The sequence below is a fragment of the Nonlabens xylanidelens genome, assembly GCF_002934445.1.
GTDB classification, from domain to species: domain Bacteria; phylum Bacteroidota; class Bacteroidia; order Flavobacteriales; family Flavobacteriaceae; genus Nonlabens; species Nonlabens xylanidelens.
Map to the genome: position 1 here is coordinate 286,694 of NZ_PTJE01000002.1, position 20,026 is coordinate 306,719.

The 20,026-nt window shown below is 35.2% G+C and carries 9 protein-coding genes; 2 read left to right on the forward strand and 7 right to left on the reverse strand.

The window, feature by feature from the left end:
* Nucleotides 1-178 precede the first annotated feature (178 nt).
* Nucleotides 179-1,219: a PLP-dependent cysteine synthase family protein gene (locus LY01_RS06400; RefSeq protein WP_104514997.1), complete on the reverse strand. Its 1,041-nt coding sequence runs from the start codon at nt 1,217-1,219 to the stop codon at nt 179-181.
* 136 nt (nt 1,220-1,355) lie between these two features.
* Nucleotides 1,356-3,407 (reverse strand): S9 family peptidase, encoded by a 2,052-nt coding sequence (locus LY01_RS06405; RefSeq protein WP_104515205.1) that lies wholly within the window; start codon nt 3,405-3,407, stop codon nt 1,356-1,358.
* A 146-nt stretch (nt 3,408-3,553) separates the two neighbouring features.
* On the opposite strand from LY01_RS06405, the gene LY01_RS06410 reads away from it, so the two are divergent.
* Nucleotides 3,554-3,868: a YbaB/EbfC family nucleoid-associated protein gene (locus LY01_RS06410; protein ID WP_104514998.1), complete on the forward strand. Its 315-nt coding sequence runs from the start codon at nt 3,554-3,556 to the stop codon at nt 3,866-3,868.
* Nucleotides 3,869-3,945: 77 nt separating this feature from the next.
* Here LY01_RS06410 and LY01_RS06415 read toward each other — a convergent pair whose 3' ends face one another.
* The 5 genes from LY01_RS06415 to LY01_RS06435 all read right to left on the reverse strand — a co-directional run bounded on the left by LY01_RS06415 (nt 3,946) and on the right by LY01_RS06435 (nt 16,753).
* Nucleotides 3,946-8,208 carry a PQQ-dependent sugar dehydrogenase gene (locus LY01_RS06415; protein WP_104514999.1) on the reverse strand — a complete coding sequence of 1,421 codons (4,263 nt, stop codon included), beginning with the start codon at nt 8,206-8,208 and terminating at the stop codon, nt 3,946-3,948.
* A gap of 84 nt (nt 8,209-8,292) precedes the next feature.
* On the reverse strand, nt 8,293-14,019 hold the full coding sequence (locus LY01_RS06420) for a GEVED domain-containing protein (RefSeq protein WP_170034533.1): 5,727 nt from the start codon (nt 14,017-14,019) through the stop codon (nt 8,293-8,295).
* Between the two features lie 306 nt (nt 14,020-14,325).
* A complete protein-coding gene (locus LY01_RS06425; protein WP_104515001.1) occupies nt 14,326-14,703 on the reverse strand; it encodes a LysM peptidoglycan-binding domain-containing protein in 378 nt (125 codons plus the stop codon).
* Between the two features lie 172 nt (nt 14,704-14,875).
* Complete coding sequence (locus tag LY01_RS06430; protein WP_104515002.1) at nt 14,876-15,613, reverse strand: YebC/PmpR family DNA-binding transcriptional regulator; 738 nt, start codon at nt 15,611-15,613, stop codon at nt 14,876-14,878.
* 174 nt (nt 15,614-15,787) lie between these two features.
* The gene (locus LY01_RS06435) at nt 15,788-16,753 is read right to left on the reverse strand and encodes a hypothetical protein (RefSeq protein WP_146080374.1); all 966 of its coding nucleotides are present in this window, start codon (nt 16,751-16,753) and stop codon (nt 15,788-15,790) included.
* 190 nt (nt 16,754-16,943) lie between these two features.
* Between LY01_RS06435 and LY01_RS06440 the strand changes: the two genes are divergently transcribed.
* On the forward strand, nt 16,944-19,820 hold the full coding sequence (locus LY01_RS06440; RefSeq protein WP_170034535.1) for a M16 family metallopeptidase: 2,877 nt from the start codon (nt 16,944-16,946) through the stop codon (nt 19,818-19,820).
* The last annotated feature ends 206 nt before the right edge of the window (nt 19,821-20,026 follow it).

Sequence of the window (20,026 nt, forward strand, 5' to 3'; positions counted from 1 at the left end):
ATACGACTTTCGCAGCAATTCATCTATAGATTATGCATGCATAGTATTTTGTGATTTGTTAATAATGTGTTGAAGAATATACAGTTAGAAGTGGATCTCGCTTTCGCGAAAGCGTAATAAAAAATAAAACCCTAATCGTTTATAGATTAGGGTTTTAAATTATAAAATATTTAAAAGACTACTTAATGTACTCTATATGTTGTTGATCTGCAGTCGATTTTGAATCAAAAAAGCCTTGATCTTGCATCCACTCATCATTATAAATTTTACTCATGTAACGAGATCCGTGATCTGGAAAAATAATTACCACATTAGAATTCTCATCAAAAACACCTTCGGCAGCTAGTTGTTTAGTTGCTTGTAATGCAGCACCACTTGTGTACCCTACAAATAGACCTTCAGTTTGGGATATAAAACGTGCCGTATGAGCAGCCTCTTCATCCTTCACCTTTGTAAAACTATCGATAGCATCAAAATCTGTCGCAGTTGGGATTAAATTTTTACCTAATCCTTCTATACGGTAAGGATAAATTTCATCCTTATCAAATTCTTGAGTTTCATGATATTTTTTAAGAACACTACCGTAAGCATCAACTCCTAAGATTTGAATATCAGGATTTTGCTCTTTTAAAAAACGTGCCGTACCAGATATAGTACCACCTGTACCACTACAGGCTACTAGATGTGTAATCTCTCCAGCAGTCTGGTTCCATATTTCTGGACCAGTAGATAAGTAATGAGCCTCCATATTCAACTCATTAAAATACTGATTGATATAGATGCTGTTCTTAATTTCATCATGCAAGCGCTTTGCTACTTGATAATAACTACGTGGGTCGTCTGCACTTACATTTGCTGGACACACATAAACTTTGGCACCCATAGACTTTAACATGTCTATTTTATCTGCACTAGATTTTGAACTTACTGCTAGAATACAGTCGTATCCTTTTATGCGGCTTACCATTGCGATACTAAAACCTGTATTACCAGATGTTGTTTCTATTATAGTATCTCCAGGTTTAAGAATTCCCTTGCGCTCTGCCTCTTCAATAATATGAAGAGCGATACGATCTTTTGAAGAATGTCCTGGATTGAAAGCCTCTACTTTGGCGTAATAATTACCTGGAAAATTTTCTACTGTTTTAGAAAGTTTTATAAGAGGTGTCTCTCCTATTAATTCCAATACATTATTGTACGCTTTGATATTGTCGCTCATATATAGGGTTTTGTTAAGAACCTGTACTGCGTTAGACTACAATTTTAGGAAAAGGTTGCATCCTAACTTTACAGAACCTGCTCTTTTGCACTTTAAATTTTAGCACAAAAACTTTGCAAATTTACACAAAAAAAAACTAGTTGTTAATATTTTCTAAATCTAATAAAAAAGCAAAATCTATAGCAACCTCTTTTAAAGCATCATATCGCCCTGATGCTCCACTATGACCACTAGAAAGATCTGTTTTAAATAACAATAAATGATCGTCCTTTTTAAGTTCTCTTAGCTTTGCAACCCATTTTGCAGGTTCCCAGTACTGTACTTGTGAGTCGTGGTAACCTGTTGTTACTAACATGTTAGGATATGACTGCGCAATCACTTGATCATATGGAGAGTAGCTTAACATATACTCATAACTGTCTTTATTATTAGGATTTCCCCACTCGTCATACTCACCTGTAGTAAGTGGTATACTGTCATCTAACATGGTAGTTACTACGTCTACAAATGGTACCGCACTTAAAATACCGTTATAAAGTCCTGGTGCCATATTAATAATAGCTCCCATAAGAAGCCCTCCTGCACTACCGCCTGAAGCGTATAAGTGTTGTGAAGTTGTATATTTTTCTTCTATTAAAAATTTACTACAGGCTATAAAATCTGTAAAAGTATTGCGCTTTTCAAACATTTTACCTGTTTCATACCATTCACGCCCTAGATATTCTCCACCACGTATGTGTGCGATAGCAAATACAAAACCACGGTCTAATAAACTTAATCTGGATATTGAAAAATAAGGATCTATCGTACTTCCATAACTACCATATCCATATTGCAATAAAGGATTACCGTCTGGATTTTTCTTATCTTTTCTGTACACTAAACTGATAGGCACTTTTACACCATCTACTGCAGTAGCCCATACACGCTCAGACACATAGTTATCTGGATTAAAGTTAGGGTCTTCTATAGGTTGTGTTTTAAGTACTATTTCTTCTCTAGTTTCCATATCAAACTCTATAACCGACGGTGGTGTGGTCATAGAATTATAATTGTAACGCAATTTATTAGTCTTAAACTGAAAGTTTGCACTGGTAAAAGCAGTGTATGTCTCGTTGTTAAAGGGTAGGAAATAATCTACTGTATTATCCCATGCTTTAATTCTTATGCGATTTAAACCATTAAAACGGTCAGATATAACAAAGTAATTCTCAAAAAGGTCAAAATCTTCTAGAAGCACCTCTGGATCATGAGCAATAAAATCTACCCAATTCTCCATTTGCGGTGTCTCGATAGCGGTTTTCATGATTTTAAAGTTAGTCGCCTCATCTTTATTAGTCATAATATAGAAGCTGTCTTTGTAATGAGACACACTATATTCCATTTCTGGCAGGCGCTCTTGTACTAACTTAAACTCACTATCTGGCTGGTCTGCATCGATAAATCGTACCTCGTCAGATAACGTAGCAGATGATTTGATCATGATAAAGCGCTCTGACATGGTTTTGTAAACAAAGCAATTAAAGATCTCGTCCTTTTCCTCAAATATCAATTGGTTAGATGCAGCTGGTGTACCTATTTGATATTTATAAATTTTATTGGCGCGCAGTGTTTGCTGGTCCTTGCGTGTAAAGAATAATGTTTTATTATCATTTGCCCACACAGATCCACCTGTTGTTAATTCTAGATAATTTTCAAAAATCTCACCGGTCTCCAGATTCTTAATGTAAATGGTGTACTCACGACGTCCTTTAGTGTCTACTCCATAGGCTACTAATTTATTATCGGGAGAAATATTCATAGAGGTAAGTTTATAATACTCATTCCCTACTGCCATTTCATTTACATTAAAAAGCAACTCTTGTTCTTCACTGCCGTCTTTACGTCTGTAATAGTATGGATAACTCTCGCCAGTTTCCATCTTACTTATATACCAGTATCCATTTAATAAATAAGGTACAGACTCGTCGTCTTCTTTTATACGGCCTTTGATTTCATTAAAAAGATCGTCCTTTAATTGATTTGTATGTGCAGTACTGGCATCATAATAATCATTTTCTTTTTTTAAATAATCGATAACTTCTGGAGCATCACGCTCTGTCATCCAGTGGTAGTTATCTATTCTTTGATGTCCATGAATGTCATGAACGTGAGATATTTTCTTTGCAATCGGAGCTTTATGAGCCATATAAATCTTAAAATTAAAAAGCATTGCAAGATATAAAATAGCTTTCCATTTGCTACTATAGTTAGTAGAGAGTTATTTTTGTTCTCGCTTTCGCGAAAGCGGAACTACAACAAACATTTTACACATTTAATTTAAAAAGATAAATTATGTTCGGAGATATGATGGGGAAACTGAAGGAGACCCAAGCAAAAGTAGAAGAAACTAAAAATAGAATGAATACTGTTCTTATAGATGAGCAATCTAGTGATGGCTTATTAAAAGTAACGGTAACTGCTAGTCGTCAGATTAAAAATGTAACTGTCGATCCAGAACTTTTGGAAGATAAAGAGCAACTAGAAGATTATCTAGTTATGGTAACCAATAAAGCGCTTGCCAAGGCTGAAGAAATTTATGAAACTGAAGTTGCTGCAGTTGCCAAAGATGGAATGCCTAACATACCTGGAATGGATATGTTTAAATAATTCTCTGAATCTTACGGAATAAAAAAAGGGCTGTTCTCTTAATAAGAACAGCCCTTTTTATGTGAATTATAAATTGATTAATTAACAATCAATTGTTTACTCGTTGTAATACCTGATGCATTTTTAATTTGCAAGATGTAATTACCTACTTTTAAATTATTACCTAAATCTAATTGAGCCTCGTTGTTAGACGCATCGATCTCATTCCAGTTAATAATTTGCTGACCTAACATATTATATAATGAAGCAGATTTTATAGTCTCTACACCAGTACCTGATATATAAATAGTCTTATTTGCAGAAGTAGGATTAGGATATATAGTAAATTCTACCATATCAAGCTCTTCTAAAGAAAGGACTGCATTTGAGAACTTAATTTCAAATCTATTTGCGGCACTAGAAGAAGCATCTGTAGACTGTATAGAATAATTATAGATATTATTACCATCGTTTAATAAAGTGTACGACCCTAAGAAATTATCTTTTAAGTATACTGGTAAACCTACTGTAGTTACATCTAGAGATAATGCATAGTCTACTGATCTGTAGGTTACTATATCTAGAAAAAGTGTTTCATTATCTTGAGGTGTAAAACGATTTTCAATACTTAATTTATCAGTTCCATTCATAAAACTAAGAGTTTCATCTAGGTTGCTGAATTTTATAGCATCATTACCATCCACACCGTTAGAGCTAGCTGGGTCAAATCTTACCACTACTCCATCACGAGCAGACATACCGTTTTGCAACTCTGTTTGCTCATATAGTTGTACAGATATAGAACCTGTAGTGGCACTGTTTCTTGCGCTATTAGAAAAACCAGCCGTTATATCTTTATCAGATTCTGTAAAAGAAACACTTGCTGCACCATCTGCTAGTGTAGAAATAAAGAATGACGTGTTAGGTTGTAAATACTTATCCATAAGAGAACTAGCGTTATTTGAGCTATTTGCACTTACATCTACGGTAACATAAGCACCTCTAGTATTGATAGCTGGGTCCCATAAATATACAAATGAACTGCTCACGTTATTGGAAGCAGCTAGCACAGTACTTAAATCTACTGGTGCCTGGTATGGATTACCTACAAAGTTAAACTCTCCTGCTACGGCGCTTAAACTACCGTCAGTTACATTTCCTGTAACTAGATTACCTGTCGCAGTAAGAGTAGTATTAGAAGGTGTTGCAGCATTATTTGTTAAATCTACTGTTCTATCACCTCTCACTAACATACGGTATGCTTTACCAGCAACTAACCCTAGTGTAGAAGTGTTTGCAATAGCCTCCCATTGTTGACCTGTATTATTATAAGTAAATAATGAAGGAGCACCAGAACTAGTCATGTCAAAACCATTTGCTCCAGTATCAGAACCTGTAATATGTGTTCCAGCACCACTAGTTAGACCAGAATCGTTTTGCCAGTTATCTGCTATACTGTTTGCTGTAGTTAAGGATGGGCTCAAGAATCTAAAAGATCTTTTTGCAGGTACATAATGCTCTACAGCAAAGTTACCAGTTATAGATCCATTTACTGGTCCTACATAAGCCGTGCCTGTAGCGTTACTAGTAAGCAACATCATATTTGCAGGGTTTACAGTTAAATCATTATTAACTGTCAGTAAATTATTTATTGATACATCTGTATTAATCACAAGCTCATTATCTACTATTAAATTATTTAGACCAAAGCTGTTACCACTAATTGATTGACTAGAAGTTCCTGACACAGATAAAGTTCCTTGAGAACCAATAAAAGTTCCATCTACTTGTAAGTTTTCTCTCAAATCGATTCCTGTAGTACCTAAATCTAGCGTTGCACCAGTTTGAACAGTAACATTATTAAATAAAGACATTGCAGTTAAACTTGCAGTACCATTCATTACTGTAACATCTTCTGCCTGATATTCAGAACCGCTTGGGTCATAAGGTGACCAAGAATTATTGTAAATAAAGTTAATGTCTTCACCAGCATTAGCCGTTACATCATTAAAACTTGATATAGTTTCTATAATCCATTCTGAAGCTGTCCAAGTATCGTTAGCATCTGAAACTGTGATTTTTCTAATGGCACGAGAATTAGAGTAATCCCAAGCCTGCCCACTTCCATTCTGACCTAGTACACCATAAATATCAATTACTTCATCTGCGCCGTTGAACAATACATAAGCGTCATTTCCATCTCCATTAATAACATTGTATTCTGTTAAATCTGGAGTAAAAGAACCTCCTGGTCTACCAATAGTATAATATTGCCCAGGTTGCAGTGTAGCTGTTATATCAACATTATTACCTGCAGAAGAACCTCCATCATATGCGATTCCTAAATAGTAACCTTCAGCACTAAGATCTACTGATACAGTACCGTAATTAAAAATTTCTACATAACCTTCGTTAATCCCATTAGAACCGGTACTAACAACCTCTGTAATTATAATAGTTGGATCTAGAGAAATGGTAGTTGTTGCATTTGCTAGAGGAGCTGTTGAATTAAGATAGTCGATATCTTTACCTACGTTAGAAAATGCTATAAGCTGGAAGTAATAAGTAGTATTAACATCTAGATCGTTGAACACATAATTCTCAACACCACTATTTACTTTTACAAGACCACTTCCATCAGAAAAATCAAAATCATTTGAAAAGTCTGTTCCATCTGTAAAAGTCGGAAAACTACCTGATGTAGTACTTACTGCAAGTGCATAACCATCGGCACTATTTGTACCTACAGCATCATTCCAACTTAGGTTGATGTCTACACCATTTGAAGTAGCTACCAAACTTGTTGCTTGATTTGAAGGTTCTGGAAAACTTTGATACTCAAATTTAAACACAGCACCAGGATTTGCAACACCTAAAGAAGATGTCCCTGAAGGTCCTGAAGTAGAACCACCACTATCAGTTACTGCATAAATAGTATTACCATCTGCAGAAATAGCAATATCTCTATATCTATCTATGGATGAGTGAAACTCAATAAGGTCTGTTGTTATATTATTAGATGCATCGACACCATAACGGTAAAGAGCTCCTTTTTTAAGTGTAGGAATGATTAAATTTTTAGAAAAAGGTAAGTTACCATTACCCTCATACACATCAATACTTGAAGGTGCTACAGTAGGCCATGTTAAAAAGCCTCCTTGTGGCACAGCAGTGACTGTACTACCATAAGTTGCTATAGGTCCTTGAAAATCTACTGGTAAAGGAAAATCTGTCTCTTTATTTGTAAGTGCTCCAGAAGGGCAATCATTATTTCCTGTCCATGAGCAACCAGCTGCAGATCCTTTAATACATTGCTCATAACCTAGGTCATCTCGTTCACCTACGATAAGTGGCCATCCATAATTTTTACCTCCTACTAGAACATGAACCTCGTCATCTACTCTATCTCCATGCTCGGATTGAAATAAAGTTCCGTTACTATCAAAAACAATTCCCTGCGCATTTCTATGTCCATAAGTAAAAATATGAGATTGTACCTTATCAGAATCTGGGCGCATAGTATCCGCATTATTTGGTACTGGCGAATTAGAAAATGGATTACCTGCACTTCCATCAGGTACAGCAAATGGGTAAAATTTAGGATTATCAACTGGAATCGTTCCATCTAAGTTAATACGTAATGATTTCCCTTTATAGGCTGACCAATCATTTGCATTAACCGCAGCTTGTGTAGGTAATGCTTGCGACTGTACTAACTGACAGAAATTTTGAAATTGATTTGCTCCTAAATCACCAGAAGTGTAATAAATTTTAAGGTCTGGCCCTATTTTCATTCTACCAGAATTATGATCATTACTAGCATCCATTCCTTGGATGAGTACATTAGAAGTACCATCACTAATAGTTCCTGTAGTAGATGTGTTAGGTACTAATGTATTCGTTGAATTATCATATTCAAATCGTTCTATTCTTAAACTGCGATCTCTACCGTATGGAGATGAAGTATTAGAGTATGTATAAGCTAGGTAAACATAATTATTAGTCGTAGTCGTTATATCTGTATAAAGATCTGGATGTATAGCCATTCCCATAAGACCATCTTGTCCAGCTGCGCTATACACCTCATTATGAAGGTCTAACATTACGGTTTTTGCACCAGTATTAGGATCTATACGCACCACGCGTTCTCCGTTAGTAGCATCTGATGTATTATCTAGCGCTGCTCTTTCTGTAATCCACAAAAAGCCATCAGGTCCATAAGTAATTTCATTAGGATAAGAAACTAACTGATCCATGTTAGCCAACTTTGTAACTGTCCAGTTTCTACCGTTAGTTTCAGGATTTTGTGCTAGAGAAAAAATACTCCAACAAAATGCTAATACGAGTAAAGTTTTATTCATGATTTTATTTTAATTGATTAGGGCAATTGAAAAAAAAACTGCTTTTGTTTTTACTTACAATAGCAGTTTTCAAATTAATACTGTTTAGTTTACTATGATCTTTACAGATTTTTTAGTTCCTTTTACATCTATCTCAACAAGGTAAATGCCTGAAGAAACTTGAGGGATGTAAATACCGTTTTGTATGTTGGTAAGTTCGCTTTCGCGGAAGCTGAATAATGATTTACCTGAAAGGTCATATACATTCATTGCACTTACAGATTCTTGTAAATGATCTACATAAATCTTACCATCATTATTTAAATAATAAATATCTATTTGTTCTAAAGTCTCCTCGTCTAAGCCTAAAGTTCTTTGTTCAAAGACGATTTCAAATCTAGAACTGTTTTTACCATCTGCAGAAAGTGTGAAGTAATATTCTCCATTTCTTAAATCATGATAAGTATTAGTCTCGTTATCTCTTAAATATAGTTCTTGAGATGCAGAAATGTTAGCAATCTCCTTTGCACTTATCTTGTAATTAACTGTAGAAATTCCATGAACGGTTAATGGTACTACCTTAGAAGGTGTAATTTGATCAAAAGATCTTATTACAAAGTTTTTACCATTATAAGAGGTGTACATATCTGTATCTCTTAAAGCTTCAAACATAGCTCCATCATATCCATAATCTACTCCATCGGTAAGAAAATCTGCAAAACCTAAAACGATCTCTTTGGACGCTCCATTATCAGCTTCTAACTCTAATCTTAATATATCAATAGTCTCATCTTGATAATCAGATCTATCTGCTGTAGGTTGTGGTGAACCTGGTGCGCTTACAAATATACTTTCTCCTAAACTTTCTTGTTTAAAGACACGTTGCCCATTGTTAAAGTTCAATGTACCATTATCTGTTAGAGTTACAAAGAATCCTTGAGATACTGGTAAGAAAAATGTAGGGACTACTGTACCTACAGTTGTACCTCCTAAAGCTCCACTTCCTGCAATTTGTGTTGCATTTACTGTTGCCATTTTTGTTATAGTTGCATAACCACCTTCATAGTTTGCTAGTATATGGTCGGTACTACCGAATTGATCCCATAAGTAAACGGCACCATCTATAACACTTGCATTATCATCTATAAATGTACGTGCATCGATCGCACTAGGATAAGGATTACCTAATAATGAAGTAGTTAGATCTACAGTTGGATCACCATCGGTATCTATTGCTGTAATATTTATAGAACCGTTGTTAGGTTTACCTTCAAATAAATATTCTTGATCACCTACTGCTCCTGCCCCTTTCTGACTCCATCCATGACCTGCATCTATAGGACTAGTACCATCTATTCTTAACCAGTCTGCATATGAAACTCCATTATTAAAAGTATGTAACCATCTACCACTTATCGTTGTAGGAATTGTTACAGGTGGTGTTCTTACTCCTACACCAGTAATATTAATAAAGCCATCTGCATCTTGTAACATACCTAAATTAAAAGTATTGTTATTACTAGTTGTATTTTCAACTCCTACAGGAGAACTCCAGTAATTGTAACTAAACACATCACTTTTACCTTCTTGCCATCTCTTTAAACGACCAGCACTTGAAACATCTAAATCACTATCAATGGTTTGTACTAGTTGCGCATCTCCTTCTAGGTCTATTAAACCATTAAGAATTACATACCATTCATTCTCTAAATAATTACCATCTTCGACCATAATAGAAGCTGCAGCGTCTACTACAACACCTACTGTAGATATAATAACATCTAGTGTCGTTTCATGTCCTACTTTAATAATGGTGTAATCGTAGTTTTCAATATCTGCTGGATCCCATACTACGGTCTGTACAAAAGTTGCGTTATCAGATAACAATCCATCTTGAGCGGTAACATAAGGAATAGGTGCTGTTTGTGGCACTATCTTCTTCACATTATACATTCTTATATCTGTATTACTTGCAGCATCAAATACGATATCACCTTCTATACTGGCAAAGTCATAATAAACAGCAATATCATTCCATAAAACACTTGTGTTCTTAGGTAAGATCTTACCAGTAACTAGTGTTCCATTAGCTTCTATTTCTTGGTACATAAGTCTTCTTACATCAGCAATGTCTATACCTTTGTTGAATACCCTAATTTCATCTAAGAATCCTCTATAATAATTTGAAGATCCAGCCGTAGCTGAATTACCTACTGTAAAATGACTACCAGATGCCGTTGATAAAGCAGAGCCACCTGTAGCAATAGTAGCTTCTTCTACACCATTAATAAATAGTTTAAGATCTGTAGCACTATATGTTGCCGAAATATTTACCCACTTAATATTTGAAATAGTACCAGGAGAGGAAACTGTATAAGTGTTACCACCTACATCGATAGCAGTTACTATTACCCTACTCGCACTATCTAGAGAAATATTAAAATTCTCTTCTCCCATCACGGTTACATTTGTACCAGTATTTTCTGCAAGAACCCATGCCATAATAGTAGAACTACTTAGGCCAGCAGTTACAGGTGCAGGAGTTTGTAAATAATCATTTCTACCGTCAAAGAATATGGATAAATCATCATCTAGATCTATAGGCGCACCATAAATACCTGTATCAAAGTCGTTGTTACCATCATAAACACCATCTCTATCGGTGTCTACGCTACCATCTACTCTACCATCACCATCACCATCCTGACCTGCGTAATAGGAATTATCAATATCACTACCATTAGATAGATCATTTAAATTATCGTTACTATCTACATCTATATAATCAGGTATACCATCACCATCTGTGTCTAATGGAGGTGTGTAACCAATCGTACCATGATCATCAAAACCTGTATCATCATCATTTTCATCCAAAAGGGCTAATAATCCATCTCCATCAAATTCATCCGTATCTAATACTGTAGAAACATCCGTACCATCACCTTTACCATCACCATTGATGTCTAAATCACCAAATCCATCATATTCTAAAACATCAAATATCCCATCATTATCACTATCTAGATCCAAATAATCTGGAACTCCATCGCTATCCGTATCTACCGGTGTGTAGGATTCGTAAGCATCATGCAAACCATTTTCGTTAACATCCACCCAAACAGCACCTAAGGTTGTTCCATCTAAATCACTATCAACAATAGAAATCCCTGCAGGTCTACCTAACTCATAAACATTAGGTATACCATCGTTATCATTGTCTAAATCAATAACATCAGCGACACCATCACCATCCAAATCACATAACGACTGAGTAATTTTGATATCATCTAGTGCTAAATCATTTCCTAAACCACCTGGAGAATTATTTACCAGTTGGATTATAAAATCACTTTCTGATAAAATAACAGTAGTATTAAATTGAATCCATTCTGATAAAGAACCACAACCGTTTTGCGAGCCATCTGCACAACGCGTCACATCACCAGGATTATAAGTATCAAGTAAAACACTCTTATCTGAATTAAAGAAATTAACAGTTACATTAGGAAGAATTCTAGGTAATTCAAAACTAGAAAAGTCTGAATCCTGTCTATCAATATTTAACGCCCAGAACTCATAAAAAATTGGAGCACCTGAAACAGTACCTACTATTTCTGTTTCATAGAAAACTCCTGGATCAACATCTGCGTTAAAAATAGCCATCCTACCATTTACATCTCCTGGAGTATGGTCTTCACCATAATACCAAACATCTTCTGCCCAATCTGAAACATCTGGATTTGATGTACCTATATCCGTATTCCCATCATTATTACTTATTGAATAATGAACTGTATAATCTCCGTCATTAAGATTAGCTTCTGCATCACATTCATTCGGTCCTTGAACAATAGTACCATCTTCATAACAATAAGTAGTGGTAACACCTGGATTGGCACCATTAATAGTCACCCTATTTAAACCAGCAGCAAAAGTTTCATTTAAAAAAACAACATCTGCTATGCTACCGAGAGGACTTATTGAACAAGAGTTTTGTTCATCTACATCTCTTATCCCATCATTATCATCATCTACATCAATATTATCAGGAATTCCATCATCATCAGTATCCGGATAAATTTGCTGACCCTCACCATGAATTGCAAAAAGGAAAGGATTTTCATCTGGATCATTACTATATACTTCTACGGTACCATCATGTAAACCTGTTGTACGAGGAGAGAACAGAATCTCAAAAGTTAACGAACCACCAGAGGTTATAACTGATCCAGCAGGTGGTGCATTTACAATGGTAAATGAAGTTGCTGTACCAAGAGATAAAGCAACTGGTATTGCACCTAAAATCAAATCAGAAGTCCCATTATTAGATATTGTAAAAACATGTACCGCACCACCTATATTACTATCCTTGACCCCATAATCGGTATCGTCTGCCATAGAAGCAGTTAAAGTATTATGAGTAATATCAACACTATTACCTGACAGTGCTATATTAGTACCAGCAGTTGGTAACACCTGAATAAGATAATCTTCAAACTCTTCAGAATTCCCAGAAGTTGTCCCACAAGACTCTACACTAGCCCAATACCTTCTACTACCTACACGTAAAATCTTATTACCTACTGTTGCTCCATTAGGAATAGTAAAACTTCTTACAGCATATGGTACTGGCTCCGTACCTCCAGTACCATTAGTGGCATAAATATTATCACCTACCTCATTAAAACTTCCATCTCCATCAAAATCAATAAAAGCTGCCCATCCAGAACTACCATTACCGTTAAAGACATCTACATCTATAGTATAAGTTCCACCTGGTACTACATCGGCAGCTGGCAAACCTAAATAATCTCCATAACCTCCATCATCTCCAGTTGTGTTATCAATGTTTTGAGATTCTCCAGAAATTTGGACTCTAGTAATATAATGAACCTCCCAAGGCTGCCCCCTTTCATCTGAATCTGAAGTAGGTACACAAACGTTAGAAGTAACAGAAATATTAACAACAGCGGTATCACAATCTCCAAGAGAATCACACAACGTATAGGTGAAAGAATCTGAACCTATAAAATCTGTAGCAGGTGTATATTCAAAAACACCATCGGTAATTTCTATAACTGTACCTCCATTTGCCGTAGATAATGGCATTACCCCTGTACTGATACTATAATCATCACCATCTCCTCCATCCGTTCCGATCGCGTCATTTGTACTAACATCTATTTGACCTGTATTATTAAGCACAACAGTTAAATTATCATCCGAAGCAGCTGGATCATCCCCTGTAGGTATTGTAATTTCATAATCTTCAGTTTCACCATGATTATAATTAATAAAACAAGTATTTGATCCGTTATAATTATAACTGTCTTGTTCTAATATTAATCGCAACCTATAATCACCAGCAGCTAAAGCACCAGGAATCGCTATGGTAAAGTTTCTTGTAGTACCATTTTGAACAGTACCTGATGAATACAATCGTTCCGTCGCATCACTTAAAACACCATCGTCGTTAAGATCAAGAAACGCAACAACATTATGATTCATCCAATTAACACTAACAGTATTAGTAACAGATAAACTCATATTTGATCCAGGGATTGCTATTATTGAAAGGCCTGTATAATCCCTATAATTGACATTATTATTTGCATCTCCTATAGAAGTATTTGTTACACCATTGATAACAACTTCACTGATAAACAAATCTTGTTGATTTCCCCTATGTTGAGGAGTACAATAAGTTTGCCCTACAGATAAACTACTTGTGAATAAAAAAGAGATCATTAAAACCATTCTAATAAAAGAGACTTTAAACTCATTATTATTAGGTGGTAATATTTTATTTATTAAGTAAAGTTTATTCATAATACCAAATGTTAGAGATTTAGGGGACATTACAAATTTAATCTGGACACATTAATAATTATTTAAATAACAGAGATCCAAAATAAATATCGTTGAATAACCTATTAATCAGTTATAACACATAGCAAGTGATAGATACTATATGTCTTTAATCGGTTATTAATAATCATTGTAAATATAATTGATTACCAACTGTCCAGTTTTACCTATATTTTCCTACAATTATGTAACATTTTAACAAAAAAAAGCCTCGCGAGTAGCGAGGCTTAACATTTTATAAAGACTTTTTTAAGACTTTATGCTGTACTATAGATTAGGAATAACTAGTTCCTGACCTGGATGTATCACATCTGGATTATCTAGCAAACCAGTATTTGCTTCAAAGATTTGCTTGTACTTCATTGGGTCTTTAAAGTAATGCTTTGCAATAAGACTTAATGACTCACCACTCTTTACAGTGTGCTTTGTATAAATAGAATCATCGGCAACTTGAATATCAGCCATAAGATCTGCTGGGTTATCACCACCTACCTTTTTAATCTCGTCCCATAATAAATCCTTATCATATGGAGTTGCTGCTGTACCTCTTATTTCAATTTTATCACCATTCACCTGTACATCACCATCTTGAATACTTAGTTTTTCTCCTAAGTCTAGTACGCTTTGATATTTTGCTTTTACCATTGTATATTTTTGTTTTAGTTAATAATGTTAAAGTTAAGGATATTAATCGTTATTTCTAAATTTGTACCGATAAATAGATTTACATCGGTAAAATACATAAATAACCTACTAACTGTAATCATTCCGCTTTCGCGAAAGCGAAACTAAACGAACACCTCTCCTACTCCTACTCCTACTCCTTCATAGTAGTATAGACGTTATTCACGTCATCATCCTCATCTAGTTTATCTAGAAGTTTATCGATATCTGCGCGCTGCTCTTCGGTTACTTCTTTTTCTATAGTAGAAATGTATTCAAAATCTGAACTTAAGATTTCTATATTAAGTTCTTCCAGTCCTTTTTGTAGCGTACCATAATTTTGAAAATCTCCATAAATCATAATTCCATCTACAGAGTTGCTGTCTTCCTCATCCTTCTCATCAAAGAATAACTCTTCGGCACCGAAGTCTATTAACTCCAATTCTAATTCTTCTAAGTCTTGACCTTCGGCAGGGATTCTAAAATGACATTTATGGTCAAACATAAATTCCACAGATCCTGATGTCCCTAGGTTACCATCACTTTTTGTAAAATGACTACGCACATTTGCTACCGTTCTGTTATTATTATCTGTAGACGTTTCTACCAGTACAGCAATACCATGTGGTGCATAACCTTCAAAAAGTACGGTCTCAAAATTTGCAGTATCCTTATCAGTTGCTTTTTTAATCGCACGCTCTACATTTACCTTAGGCATGTTTACCGCCTTGGCATTTTGTATAACAGCACGCAGGCGAGAGTTAGAATCTGGATCTGGCCCACCTTCTTTTACAGCAATAACTATGTCTTTACCTATTCTAGTAAATGCCTTAGACATTGCACTCCATCTTTTCATTTTACGCGCCTTGCGAAATTCAAATGCTCTACCCATTTCTATTTAATTTTTAATAAGTTGTAAATATAAAATCTTGCAGCTATGTTTACAACCATAAATATCAAAAAGCAGCAATAAAACTGCTGCTTTTTGATATTTTATTATTCTATTGAGTCTCTAATTAATTCTTATATATAATAAGGACAGTCCTTTTAATAAAACGCTTTATCATTATCCTGCACGATGTGGTACATGAGTCTGTAAAAAATTAGCGCTTATTTCCCTCCACTCTTTGTAAAAAGTTTCTCTCCACACATTTGCCTCATGGATTGCCGTATTATATGCATCTGTTTTTGCCATAATGTTCTCTCTAGAACCAGTCTGGGCAACTTCCTTAATAACCTCTATAGGTTTAAGGTCTACCGTTACTTGTGTATTTAATTTCTCATTGTACTTAAACAGCGCTTTGTACAAACTGTCATCTGTACTGTAAGAATTAAATCTATCTAGTTGCGTAGTGTCGTATAGTTTTGATTTTAAAGCCTCTACATCATTACGATAGCTAGTAATATCTTTTTCATTTAAGCCCTGCCAGAAGTTTCTCTCTGCTTGTTGCAAACTAGAAAAAGCCAGCTGCAGCTCGTTATAATAATCATAAACCATAATAGTCTGTTTCATATTAAGAGCCAGTTCACTCGTGTTTTCTTTAATGATTAAATCGTGTTTATTTCCATAAACAGCAACCGCATCATTATAGTCGGCTCTTAACTTATACACCGCCTTTCTTATATTTTGTATAATTTGCAATTGATTTGTAGTAACCTTACTAACATCTTTATTCTTTAAAAGCGCTAGTAAGTCTTCTTTTACAATAGCCTGATTACCTTCTAGATAATTAATCATCGCTAGTTTTAAATCTGAATCAAAAGCATTTACCTTTTTCACCTTTGTAATACTATTGCGTATGGTGTTTTCTAGTTTTTTACGCTTTCCTTTTATGGCGATATCATCCTTAGAAAAAGTATACAGTCGCATGTAATCCCATACACTGGTGACTACCTTTTCATTTTGACCATCTATAAAGGTAAGGTAAGATTTTGCATCATTAGAATTTTGCGCTCTTACTTCGTTTGCCATAAAAACCAGCAACACAAAGAGGTAGCTTAATTTAAAAATGGATTTTGTAGGTAATTTCATGAATTGTGTTAACAATAATTAATAGAATAAATTATAATTTCAGAACAATAGTTGCGTTCTTTATGCTGTGATCTGATTTTAAACTAGCAATTTCTATACCGATATAGCACTGTTGATTTCAGTTTCGCTTTCGCGAAAGCGAGAACACCAAAAAAACCAATAATCAAAACTAACCCAAAAAACCAATTAAATGAAAAAAGTATGGATTCCTTACTTAGGAGCACTTGCGCTTACCATAGCCGCATGTGGACCTAAAGTAACCGACAACAAGACAAACACCCCACCGCCACCGCCTCCACCACCAACTTTACAAGTTCCTGCAGTTGCTGGAATGACAGAAGCCATACCTATGGATCCTAGTGTGCGCATGGGGACATTACCTAACGGTCTTACTTATTATGTAAAAAACAACGGTAAACCAGAAGATAAAGTAGAATTAAGACTTGCTATCAACGCAGGATCTGTTCTAGAAGATGACGACCAGCAAGGTCTTGCGCATTTTATGGAACACATGAATTTTAATGGTACGAACCATTTTGAGAAAAATGAATTAGTAGATTATCTACAAGGAATAGGTGTCAAATTCGGTGCAGATTTAAATGCTTACACCAGTTTTGACGAGACTGTTTACATTCTTCCTATACCTAGTGACGACCCAGAAAAGCTAGAACAAGGTTTTACTATTATAGAAGACTGGGCTGGCGGTGCAAAACTAGAAACAGATGCTATTAATGACGAGCGTGGTGTGGTACTAGAAGAATCACGTACTGGTAAAGGTGCGTCAGATAGAATGAATAAGGTTACTATACCGGTACAGTTCTATAATTCAAAATATGCCGATAGATTACCGATAGGAAAAGATGAAATTCTTAAAAACTTTAAACCTGAGGTTTTAAAAAGATTTTACAAAGACTGGTACCGTCCAGATCTTATGGCAGTAGTTGCTGTGGGAGATCTAGATGTTGCTGTTATGGAGCAAAAGATCAAAGATCATTTTGCTAAAATTCCTAAACCAGTAAATCCTAGAAAACGTCCTGTAATAGAATTACCTAATCACCCAGATACAAAGGTGGCTATCGCACAGGATAAAGAAGCAACATTTGCCAGTGTAAACATATCTTACAAGGATAAAGTAGCCTCTACTCCTACTCTTACGGTAGGTGATTATAGAGATGACCTAGTGAATGGGCTTTTCTCTTTTATGATCAACAACAGGTTACAAGAACTGACACAAAAGCCTAATCCGCCGTTTATATTTGGTTCTAGTAGTTACGGTGGTACAGTAGCAAGAAACAAGAATGCTTATTCTTCGTTTGCTGGTAGTGCACCAGATGGACAGCTTGCTGCTTTAAAAGCATTACTAGAAGAAAATCAACGAGTGAAGTTATACGGTTTTGGTCAGGCAGAACTTGATCGTGCAAAACAAGCTTATGGTTCTTTCTTTGATTCTTATTACAAAGACAGAGATAAACTAGAAAGCAGTCGTATAGTAGGACAGTATGTACAAAGTTATTTTTCTAAAGAAGCAGTACCAAGCATCGAGTGGAATTATAATAAGACTATGGAATTACTTCCTGGTATTAATGTAGAAGAAGTAAATGCAAAAATTAACGATTACATCCATGATGATAACCGTACTATCGTTTTTACTGGTCCTACCACAGACACTCCACCTACAGAGGCGCAAGTGCTTAAAGTAGTAAGTGAAGTTGCAGCTACTAAAGTTGCTCCATATGAAGATACAGAAGTAAGAGAGAGTTTAATTGAAAAACTACCTGCTGCAGGAAGTATTTCTAAGACTACATCTAACGATAAAGTAGGTACAACTACCTACACATTAAGCAATGGTGCTACAGTAACTGTAAAACCTACTGACTTTAAAAATGACGAGATTCTTATGAGCGCCTTCAGTTATGGTGGTACAAGTTTATACAGCGATGAAGATGCAAAGAAAACTGGACTAGCAAATGGTGGTTTAACACAAGCTGGTGTTGCTGGTATGTCTCAAACAGATATGTCTAAGTTTTTGACTGGTAAATTAGTAAATGTATCGCCACGTATAGGTTCTCTTACTGAGAGTTTTAGAGGTAGCGCTACCCCTAAAGACCTAGAAGTAATGTTTCAATTGATTCATTTATACTTTACCGATTTAAATAAAGATGACGAAGCTTTTGCTAGTTTTATCTCTAAGCAAAAATCTTTTATAGGTCGCATGATGTCAGACCCTAACACTTACTTCAGTAACGAGATTAATAAAATACGTTACGGTTCTAACCCTCGTTACTCAGGCTTCCCAACTGAAGAAAAATTTGATGAGGCAGACTATGATCTAGCTTATAAATTATATCAAGAACGCTTTGCAGACGCTGGTGATTTTCACTTTTATCTAGTAGGAAATATAGATAAAGCACAAGTAGAAGAATTCTCTAAGAAATACATCGCTAGTTTACCTGGTTTAAATTCTAACGAGAGTTACAAAGTAAACGACTGGAGAGAAGCAAAAGGTACACGCAAGAAAGTGGTTAAAAAAGGTACTGATGACAAGAGTAGCGTGAGAATAAACTGGAGTTATGAAGTACCAGCTTATAGCGCACAAGAAAACCTTGCTGTAGATGCACTAGGAGAAGCTCTTACCATTAAGATTATAGAAACGCTACGTGAGAAAGAAGGCGGTATCTATTCTGGTGGTGCACGTGGCTCTTTGAGAAAAACACCTTATCCAGCATTTAGTTTTGGTATCTCGTTCCCTTGTGGACCAGATAACGTAGATAAACTAGTAGATGCAACCATGAATGAAATCGATCTTATCAAAAAGAACGGACCTTCAGAAAAAGACTTGAATAAAGTAAAAGAAGGGTATTTACTAGACTATAAGGAAACGGTAAAAACTAACCGTTACTGGTTAAATGTTCTTGTAGATGCTGACGAAGATAAAAAAGACATCAATAAAGTATTAGAATATGAAAAAGCTGTAAACGCACTTACTGCAAAAGATATTCAAGATGCTGCAAACAAATATCTTACAAAAGATTACTTCTTAGCCATCCTAAAACCAGAGGATAAATAAGAACTAATTCTTAAAATTCAAAAGCCCATTTCAATTACTTGAAATGGGCTTTTTTTTATGCTTAAAAAATACTACCAAAACCCTTCCCTAACCCTAAAGGGTAGGTTTCTATTTATTAATTTATAAAAAATAGTGCAAGTCATTTTCCGCACCCTTTAGGGTTGGGGAACGGAAAATTTCAAGTCCTTTTTTCCGCATCCTTCAGG